Raw genomic sequence first — 9,190 nt, 5'->3', positions numbered from 1 at the left:
AAGGAAGCGGTCATGGTAGTTGCCCTCTAGAATAAATCTGTCAGCTCCAAGAACTCGCATTACGCGCGCGCTAAATTCAGCCCGATCGAGCGGTTCCCAATTTTTTCCCCAATAAAGGTCATCCATGGAAAATCGAGGAACGCCAACTATGTCGGAAAATTTACGAGCGAAAGTGCTTTTCCCACTTCCCGGTGAACCCAGTATTAGAACGAACTTGGATCCCAGAAGGTGCCGAACGTTAATGTCATCATAGAGCCAGAATCCATGCTTGTCGGTCCGATTTTTCATGGGGCAGCACCTTGTTCGAGCAACTCTATCGTGACCCCAAGGCGTCGAAGTTTGGCGAAAAGATTCTCGTATCCGCGGTCGATATGATGTATTCCCGTGACGGTAGTAGTTCCTGGCGTGGTTAGCGAACCGATTAGCAACACGGCAGCAGCCCTCACATCACTGGCAAAGACAGTTTGACCGCCACGATCAAGGCGAGATGGGTGAATAGTAATCGTCGGGCCGTCTCGCCGGATATCAGCCCCCATGAGATTCAATCCTGGTAGGTATGCAAAGCGATCCCGCCAAACAAGTTCCTGAATGGTAGACGTACCGCGGCCATGCGTAAGCATTAAGGCAAAAAAGGGGTGATGGTCACTGTATATGCCCGTCGATGTAACTACAATATTTTGTGACTGGACCACCTGCCTTGGCCAAACATGGACGCCAGTCGCTGTCCACTCCACGGGGACCTCCATTGCCTCCAGTAAGCTAAGTTCAGCATGCAATCCAGCCATGGCACGATAATCGACATTAGTAAGTATAACAGGGGTATGAGTGTGCACCCCAAGGGTTATAAATGTCATGATTTCACTCACGTCCGGCGCAATGCGGTGCGGGAAATTGCTGGACCAGCGGCCAGAGCCGACGTTTCGTTTTGAAATGCGTATTTCCTCAGCAGAGCGTCGAACCTCAAAGCCACGTTCAGCAATAAAGTCTAATAGTTCAAGGACATCGAGCTTAAGATACGGATGAAGAATGCGTGACTCTCCGTGGTCACAGCTGATCGCGCACAGTATAGCCGTTTTCGTTACTCCGGAAACCAGTGGGCCATTGCCATCGCCCGAATAGGACAACACATCAATGGTACAAGGTTTAAATTCCGAGCAGATACCGACAACCCCGTCATCAGAAACATAGAATCTACCACCGAAGCGTTCGACAACAGATAATACATGGTGGATCGGTCGCGCGCCCTGGTCAACCGAATCGCCTATCTGACAGCCTCCGAATTCGCGAAATTCAACTTTGCCCGAAGTTTTCAAAAATGCAGGGATGAGGTATAAGGCACCGTGAATTTTTTGACTTAACTCGGAAGGGATTCGGGTTCCTCGCATGGGCCGCGAATCGATGTATAGAGAGCCGTTCTTGAAGGAGCAGATCCCTCCGGCCGTCTTTACAATCTCGCTTAAAATGTAGACATCTGTGACGCCTGGGACGTTGGTAAGCCGAACTGGTTCCCTAAGAATTGTCGCGGCCGCGATCAATTGTACGGCAGCATGTTTATATCCCATAATGGGGATTTCGCCTCCGACAAGCTTTTCGCCGGAAATTCTCACCATATCGATGCTCACGGTCGAAGCCTCCCCAATGCCATGTCATTCCGAAAAACCGGCTGAACGCCCGTATTCAAAACGCCCGAAGAGCTCAAGACACTCCATCACTGCGTGCATTTCATGGTCGCCAGGAACGGTCATGCGAAAGTGGGTTCCAAGACGTTCATCCGCGAAAAAACGGACGATAATACGCCGGGCACGCAAGAGCCGACTTAGCCCGGAAAGGACGTTGGCGTCATGCGTGTCCACAAATAGGAAATTCGCATTCGACGCATGTACAGTCCATGTAGGACATTTACGGATGACGAAGTTGCTCAAGCGCTCTCGGCGTTCAAGACATGCGCGTCGAAGTGTCGAGAACCTCTGCGGGTGTTGTAAACAGTAGATCAAAAAATCGCCCGACAATCGACTGAAAGTACTGGCCGGTTTGAATTTTTTCAAATACGATGCCACTTCCGGGCTACAAAAGACACTGGCCACTCTGAACCCTGCCAACCCAAGGGATTTCGAAAAGCTTTTGATGAAAATCACATTTGGGAAATCAGTCAACAAAGTAGTGTAACTCTCAGAACCGAAGGCCGAATACGCCTGGTCGATACACAGAAGATGGCCGTGCTCATAAGATGCTTTAGCAATATCGCGCATTGTTTCGGCCGTAATGGCCGCTCCAGTCCATCCGTTTGGGCTAGTGACAACTATTAATGTCGGCTTTGCCTTCTTGAGGACGGCATCTAGTTCCTGTAGAAAACGATCGGGGTCAAAGTACCATGGCACAGGAGTGATCTTCACTTTGGCGAGAGTGGCATATAGCCCATAACCCTCGTAGTTCGGCACCTGCAAAATCAGGGTATCCGGATTTTATGATAGATCAGTGATGTTAGGACTCCCGGCAAACATTTTCGGTCTCGGTTGATGGGAGTGATGCGTAAAGTATTTCTTAGCGTCGGCAAGTCGGCAATTAGTTGATAGATCGGATAAATACAACGGACAAAAAAGGATAATCTGCTCATTTGGTCGAATTGGGGTTCGGGTAGTAACGGAACGAAAAATGCAGGCCATTGTGAAGATGGAATCTTGGGGGATGAGGCCGCGTAGGTCCGATATTCTTCATGAACTGACGAAGGTAGGGCGCGTGACAAAGACGAGAGAGGTTGTCACACGGCCAACTATTCACGTCGCTAATAAGCTGCGAACGGGGGCGTTAGGACTTGAACGTCCGTCTTTATCAGATACGATTCAAATGAGTATCTTGAAACTTTGTTGGATATTTCAATCCAAAACCGAACATTCTATCCATGCCGATATGAGCTGCCCAAAGTAAGCCAATCATTAAAGAAATATGGCTGTGTATCGCGACACTACAAATGATTATTGCTATTGGAACGCTGTAGGTGTGAAATAAGTTATACAAAACTGAGCCGACCTTGTTATTTTTCACGTATCCAAGCGCTGATAAATCTGGTGCTAGTAATAAAATTACAAGCGCAGGCCAACGAAATTCCAGATTGAAGTAAAAATAAATGCTGGATGCCAGAACCACTAGCCCTTCAGTACGCAATAAAATTTTGTTCAAACAGTCTTCTCCTCTTCCAGGGATTCGTTTTAAAGATTTTAAGGAACCGTCTTCATCAAGTTTTTCTCGTTCCACCGCATCATGTGTTACTCTTTTGTGTTTTAGTCGCCTACTGCCGGACAATTAGTCCGCTAAGAAACAGAACCCATAAGCGGGGCATTTCGGTAGTGTTAGGCCAGAAACGCCCCGGAGTCAGGGCACGCAGGGTGGCGCGTGCGACGTTGGCATTGCATCTGCCGGCCGCTATCGTGGCCCCTGCGTTATGGCTCATTGTCGGCGGCGTCATGATGGCCCGGTTCATGGTTCCGCCTTGCCGCCGATGACTCCGCGATCGGCCCGGCGCCTCTCGCTGTTGGTCGTCCGGCAGCGTGTGCCCGACGATCGGAGCTGTGGCGACCTTTTACCGAAGGTTACTGCGAAAGGTCGTATCCAGGGCCGCGATGAGATGCTCAAAAGATTCTTCAATGTTGAGCGGCATGCCGAAACCACCTGCCATCTCCAGGGAGACAAACCCGTGCAACGCCGCACGCAACAGCCGGACGTCATGCGTGGCCTGATCGCCCGTGCGACCATACGTTTCGAGCGTTTCATAAATCGGGCACAGGACGTGCTCGCTGAGGCGCTGCAGATCGGTGTCGCCGGGATCGGGTGCGCGCTGAATCGCGGCATAGCGGCCTGGATGTCCCTTCGCATACTCGCGGTAGGCCTGGGCCATGTGACGCAAGGCCTCCTCTTGGTGCCGTCCGGCGGCCGCCTGTTGAAACGCATCGCCGAGTTCTCGCAAACCGTGCTCGGCTACGCCCCGTCGTATCCAGGCCAGAGACGGTACATGCTTATAGAGACTGGGCACCGCCACGCCAAAGGTCTGGGCCAGCGCCGCCATACTCAATTGCTCGTAGCCATGAATATCAACCCAGTGCACCGCGCGGTCCAAAATTTTGGCGGGGCTCAGATTAGCGCGCGGCAAGGCCCGCCTCCTTCAGAAACGACAGAACCGCCGGTGTGACAAGATTGGGATACTCCGCCTGCGGATAGTGCCCCGCATGGTCGATCATGACAACCCGCCCCGATAGCCGATCGGCAATCCAATGCGCCTCGGCTTGTGGATTCGGGAAGTCCGGATCCCGGACTCCCATCACCACCAGGGTCGGCACAGCCACCTCTGCCAAGCGGCGCTCGGCCGGTACGTGGGACGTCTGCGTGGTGGCCACAAAGGCCCGCCAATGGTCCGGGCGTCCCAAGCTGGCCCGAATCGCGGCCTCATGCGTGGCCAGATCATGGGGGCGCTGGCCGGGATAGAGGCGGCGATAGTAGGATACCCATGCCGCCCGCCCCCAAGGGCGTTGGAGGGCCAGCCGAAAAGCCGCTCGAGCGAATCCGCTGATGGGCACATTGCGCACAAACGGACCGATTAACACCAATCCCGCGATCAATTCGGACGCCTCTGCCGCCGCCCACACCGAGGCGCCAGCCGACATGGAATTGCCGACTAAGATAGCGGGACCGCCGAGGGCGCGGGTCAGGGCTAACAAGTCGTAGCCAACCGCCACGTCGTCATATTGCGTGAAGGTGGCGTCACTGTCGCCGTGGCCGCGCAGGTCCATCAGGGCGACGCGGTACCCCGCCTCAGCCAATGCTGGGGCCATGAATCGATAGACGGACCGGAGATCACCCATCCCGGGTGTGCAAATCAGGAGCGGACCACGCCCCACCACCTCATAGGCCACGCGGCCGTCCGGCCGCTCGAGAAACTGCGTCTGCTCCGCCATGGACATCACGTTTGTCATCGTTCGTCTCCTTGTGGCTAATGCCAGTAGCTTTACGTCGATTCTAGCTAACGGGATTAGCTTTGTCAAGGAGGCGACAAGGCCCACGCTGCGGTGCTCGGGGTGACTCCCGGGTGTCCTGTCGTCCGCCCCGGCCGCATCGGTCGGCGGGGAGGTGTTCCCGATCTGATCGGACTGTAAGCGCCATCATTCTCCAGAAAGGGACATTTTTCTGTCCCACCCCTTATTGGCCCGATATGACCGGTGCGATTCTCTGTGTGGAAGACGACGAAACGACCAATGTGGCCACGGTGGACCGCTATCTGACCCAGCTAAGACAGATGGGTGTTTATCAACAAATTGCTGCTTTGGTTGTGGGACGCTTTCCGAGCGCGACGGGGTTCTCAGAGGAAGACCCGCCAGAAACCGTGCTGACGATTGCAATACGAGGAGGTATTCGTTATGTTGAAGAAGGCGATTTTTATGCCAGCTGCGGCCATTGGCAGTGCCGTGTTTCTCGAAATGGCGTCAACACCAGCAATGGCTCAGAGCGTCGGCGGAGTTAGCCCGACGCTAGTTCCCACCCCTTCTTTTTCCTGCACGGTTAAGGTGGGACAGCCCACTATTCTGACTATTGGGGCGGACTTGGCGAGAGTTATATAGACACCCATACGTATGTCAATTGCGATTTGAAAGCTCCATCGATTACCGCTGTTGCATACTTATATTCTCTAGGGCTATTCGGATCAACGACCTATTGGGTCCAAGAGCCTCCAGGGTCCACCACCAAATACAATGTTTTCAAGGTAGAGTCCGACCAATCCAAGGCAGCGTGCATTTATGGGGAAATTTGGTGGTATGGTGCGACTGGTCCGGCCTATTTGAACGGTGGCCCTGCGCAGAATGCTTCCAATTCGTACAGTAATGTTCAAGTACCCTGCGAGCCCTCTCCATATGTTTAGTGTTTAATAGAGAAGAAAGGAATCTGGTGATCGATTATGCCGCGAACGATTCAGGAAGTAAAAGAACGGATGCTATCCGCATGGAGCGGTGTCGAGGTGTTAGTGGCGGAGGCTATCGAGAAAGCGTATACAGTAACGCCGCCCACGCCTCATGGTCCACAGTTTTTGGAGCCCCAGGACCTGCACATCGCCCCGTATCATTATAGGGCGTGGTGGCGAGCGCCCGAGCGATGGCGCTACGACAACGAAATACCTGGCCGGGACGTGGGCCAGCGGACGACACTGTCATTCACAGTCGATGGCGATACCTGGGCCATCCGGCGCAACGGTCAACTTCAGAGGCAGGGGACTCGCCGCGCCGCAGAAGACGAGCACCTGACCCAGGGCGACGCACTGTGGTTTGGGAGGCCATACCTCACGGCCCGCGACAATGCGCATCTCTGGGCGTGGCTTAATCCCCAATTGTGGGCGAGCAGTTGTAGCTTTGTGATTAACGATACCGTGGCTCCCTTGCGAGACGACGTCTATCATGATACCAACGTTGTCCATGTCTTGGCGGTTAATGGTGCATGGGAGCATGACCCCTTCCCAGACCGCTTGTCTGAACAAGACAAGATGAATTGGCTCGCCGACCCGGAGCGGGACGCCGAGTTCGTCGATTACGTCAATTTTTTTCAGCTATGGGTGGACATGAGTACCGGATTTCTTCGCCGCGTCACTGGAGAAGGGGCCAACGGCCGGGAGTGGGACATCATTGTGGAAAGGCTTCTGACCAATGAAGCCGCTATTATTCCTCCGGGCACGTTCGCTATATGACACTTATGAACCGACCGAGGATTAGGCTGGCAAAGTATGCCATAGTTATGATGATTGGAAGCATGGCAGTCTCTTGTGGATCGGTAGGCAGTACCATGTCGCGCCCTCAAGTACGCTGGTATGTAGAGGGCATTCCCGAAAGTAGGCCTACGCTTATCGTTCAGGACAGTGATGAGCGAATGCCAGCTATCGCGTGGAAGTGGAAGAACCATACGGGGCTCCACGCCCATCAATCTGTCAGTGGCTCCCTGCCATGGAACCAAGTTGTTCTCACTCCAAGACGGTCGATAACGTTCCGTTGGAATCCAGCCGTATCGCCCAATTCCGTAAACCTGTGGGTACTTCGCACACGTCCTAAAGCTGGTTCACCGGTGACGCCAGACATGGTGCTTGATAGTTGCACGGTCAATGTGACCTATCCGTCGGGTAAGGGCTGTAAGTTAGATGCGAGCGGTTTGTTCACCGTTGATCCGCATGCGAATGTTTGGCCGAATGTGAAAGCTCTCGTGATTGCGGCCATGTGGGTTCCGCAAAAGCCCACATCAGGATCAGCAATCGTTGACCACCAGGCCTTGTGGATTGCAGCCGTAAGCGAACCGGGTCGTTAGAACGCGACGCAAACAGCAACTCGCCGAGGAAGCAAATCTCAAGGCCGCTTTTTGCCTACCAGACATTCATTAGGCGTTCTATATTACGTTAGTAGACCACTGTTACGGATTATCCGAATCGATGCGTTACAACTGCCCCGTCTCCAACTGCCGACTCAATGCCACCATATCAACCCCGACGTCGACCGGAACCGTCGACACGTCGGGCCCCATGATGGTGGGCCGTGCGAATTGGGCATTACCGATAGGCGGTAATTGCTCCCGTAACGGACTTTGCCGTGCTAGCGGGCGCCGACGCGTTTTGGTGACCCCTTCGGCCCAGAGCATCTTCGCGCGCAAGGCCGCGAAGCTATAGCCGCGCCCCAGACGATCCGTCGCGCGGATGAGATTATTAAGACTCTCGGTATACGCATTCGTCACCGGATGATCAAAGTACGCCACGATATGCGTCTCCCAGTGCCGCCAAGCGGTCAGCAACTCCGCAAAGGCGGCGCGGTGGTCGGGCGTGAGTGACTGCTCCCACGTCTGATAATAGGATCGAGCCTCGGCGGCACTGGCGCAATCATAGAGCCCGAAGAATGATTCCTTCAAGCGATGGATCTCGCCCAGAACCGGATAGTTTTTGACCCACGTGGAGAGGAGCAAGGCTTCCCGGTCGGTCAGGTCGGCCTCCCGTTTGAGGAGGACGAATCGATCGTGCATGAGTCCCCGGCGCTGGGCCGTCGTCAGCGCCTCCCGGAGTTGCTTGCGCACCCGCTCCACGGCGGCATTGGCCATCTTGAGCACATGGAACTTGTCAATGACCACGGTGGCCTGCGGGAGGGCAGCTTGGACGGCCTCCTGGTAGGGACGCCACATGTCCATCGTCACCAGTTGCACGCGCTGTCGATGCGGCAATCGCATGAGGTACGCCGTCACGGTCTCCTTGTTGCGGTTCACCAGCAAATCGACCAGCGTACATTCTTGGACGTTGGTCACCACGCCCCGAGGACGGATGAGATGGATTTCATCGAGACCCAGCCATTGCGGAGTCTCGACCTGACGGTGCGCTTCTAAGGCGGTCACATGATCGTGGAAAATATCGCGTACCGTCCGTTCGGAGACACCCACCTCCTGCGCCACGTGGGCAAAGGGCCGTCGGATAGCCGCCGGTCCGATCCAGGCGACTAACCGTTCCGTCATAAACCGCTGGGTATCCACGCTGGGCAAATCCTCGTAAAAGGTCTTCCCACACGCTTTACAGCGAAAGCGGCGCGTTTGAAAATAGAGACCCACGCGCTTCCCATGCATGGGCAGATCCCGAATCCATTGCTCACGACGGCCATAACTCACGATGGCCGTGCCGTCACAATGGGAACACATCCTCGGGGCTACTAGAGTCTCGGCGGCAATATGGTAGGCGTCATCGGTTTCATCCACCGTGATGATGCGGTAGTCGGGCAAGTTGAGCAGGTTCGGCACGGGTGCCGCCATACGACCATCCATGAAGCCTCCAGATTCGTTATTGCATCCATCATAAAATCCGTCTTTACTTTACCATGACAATCACCAACGATCCATTACAAACCCCGTTTTTAGCACGGCATGTTGCGCCGACTGAATTATCTGAGATCCATCACAAATCCCGGATACCCGGAATTAAAGGGCGGGTCGAGATAGATGAGGTCGACCGATTCATCGGGGATATATTCGCGCAGAATGTCGAGGTTGTCCCCGAAATAGAGCTGGTTTTTCCATGACTCTGGCATGATTCGACTCCTCATGACCGTTTTCCATTATTGTACGTGAGGGTTTTTCATAACCCGAAGTCCTTGATTTGCAATGCTTGTGGGGTCTGAGAAAATTTCTTTCCCCCTGAATT

General features: G+C 54.2%; 10 protein-coding genes. 2 read left to right on the top strand and 8 right to left on the bottom strand.

What is annotated here, in order from left to right:
- The 6 genes from HIJ39_RS23810 to HIJ39_RS19740 all read right to left on the bottom strand — a co-directional run.
- On the bottom strand, window positions 1–288 hold a 288-nt coding region (locus HIJ39_RS23810; RefSeq protein ID WP_476718349.1), incomplete at its 3' end, for a P-loop NTPase family protein.
- Entirely contained in the window at window positions 285–1,622 is a 1,338-nt protein-coding gene (locus HIJ39_RS19760; protein WP_169102764.1) for a hypothetical protein, read from the bottom strand. The genes HIJ39_RS23810 and HIJ39_RS19760, both read right to left, overlap by 4 nt.
- Window positions 1,623–1,646: 24 nt before the next feature.
- Entirely contained in the window at window positions 1,647–2,444 is a 798-nt protein-coding gene (locus HIJ39_RS19755) for an aminotransferase class I/II-fold pyridoxal phosphate-dependent enzyme (protein ID WP_169102763.1), read from the bottom strand.
- Window positions 2,445–2,829: 385 nt separating this feature from the next.
- Window positions 2,830–3,252 carry a DUF4260 family protein gene (locus HIJ39_RS19750; RefSeq protein WP_207711805.1) on the bottom strand — a complete coding sequence of 141 codons (423 nt, stop codon included), beginning with the start codon at window positions 3,250–3,252 and terminating at the stop codon, window positions 2,830–2,832.
- A 325-nt stretch (window positions 3,253–3,577) separates the two neighbouring features.
- Window positions 3,578–4,144: a TetR/AcrR family transcriptional regulator gene (locus HIJ39_RS19745; RefSeq protein WP_169102762.1), complete on the bottom strand. Its 567-nt coding sequence runs from the start codon at window positions 4,142–4,144 to the stop codon at window positions 3,578–3,580.
- Window positions 4,131–4,964 (bottom strand): alpha/beta fold hydrolase, encoded by an 834-nt coding sequence (locus HIJ39_RS19740; protein WP_169102761.1) that lies wholly within the window; start codon window positions 4,962–4,964, stop codon window positions 4,131–4,133. Before HIJ39_RS19740 ends, HIJ39_RS19745 begins: the two co-directional genes overlap by 14 nt.
- 113 nt (window positions 4,965–5,077) lie before the next feature.
- On the opposite strand from HIJ39_RS19740, the gene HIJ39_RS24735 reads away from it, so the two are divergent.
- Together HIJ39_RS24735 and HIJ39_RS19730 are read left to right on the top strand one after the other, a co-directional pair.
- A complete protein-coding gene (locus tag HIJ39_RS24735) occupies window positions 5,078–5,509 on the top strand; it encodes a hypothetical protein (RefSeq protein ID WP_338055253.1) in 432 nt (143 codons plus the stop codon).
- A 432-nt stretch (window positions 5,510–5,941) separates the two neighbouring features.
- Window positions 5,942–6,721, top strand: coding sequence for a hypothetical protein (locus HIJ39_RS19730; RefSeq protein WP_169102759.1), 780 nt, complete (start codon window positions 5,942–5,944; stop codon window positions 6,719–6,721).
- 734 nt (window positions 6,722–7,455) lie between these two features.
- Here the strand turns inward: HIJ39_RS19730 and HIJ39_RS19725 are convergent.
- A complete protein-coding gene (locus HIJ39_RS19725; RefSeq protein ID WP_169102758.1) occupies window positions 7,456–8,814 on the bottom strand; it encodes an ISL3 family transposase in 1,359 nt (452 codons plus the stop codon).
- A gap of 116 nt (window positions 8,815–8,930) precedes the next feature.
- Entirely contained in the window at window positions 8,931–9,077 is a 147-nt protein-coding gene (locus HIJ39_RS19720; RefSeq protein WP_169102757.1) for a hypothetical protein, read from the bottom strand.
- Window positions 9,078–9,190 lie beyond the last annotated feature (113 nt).

The organism is Sulfobacillus harzensis (assembly GCF_012933365.1).
In the GTDB taxonomy this organism is placed as follows: Bacteria; Bacillota; Sulfobacillia; order Sulfobacillales; family Sulfobacillaceae; genus Sulfobacillus_B; species Sulfobacillus_B harzensis.
Note: the sequence above shows the minus strand (reverse complement) of the source record. Positions and strands in the feature narration are given on the sequence as shown.

Excerpts from the sequence above, each read along its gene's own strand:
- HIJ39_RS19730 (WP_169102759.1), top strand. The coding sequence starts at position 5,942 with ATGCCGCGAACGATTCAGGAAGTAAAAGAACGGATGCTATCCGCATGG.
- HIJ39_RS19720 (WP_169102757.1), bottom strand. The coding sequence starts at position 9,077 with ATGCCAGAGTCATGGAAAAACCAGCTCTATTTCGGGGACAACCTCGAC.
- HIJ39_RS19725 (WP_169102758.1), bottom strand. The coding sequence starts at position 8,814 with ATGGATGGTCGTATGGCGGCACCCGTGCCGAACCTGCTCAACTTGCCC.
- HIJ39_RS19740 (WP_169102761.1), bottom strand. The coding sequence starts at position 4,964 with ATGACAAACGTGATGTCCATGGCGGAGCAGACGCAGTTTCTCGAGCGG.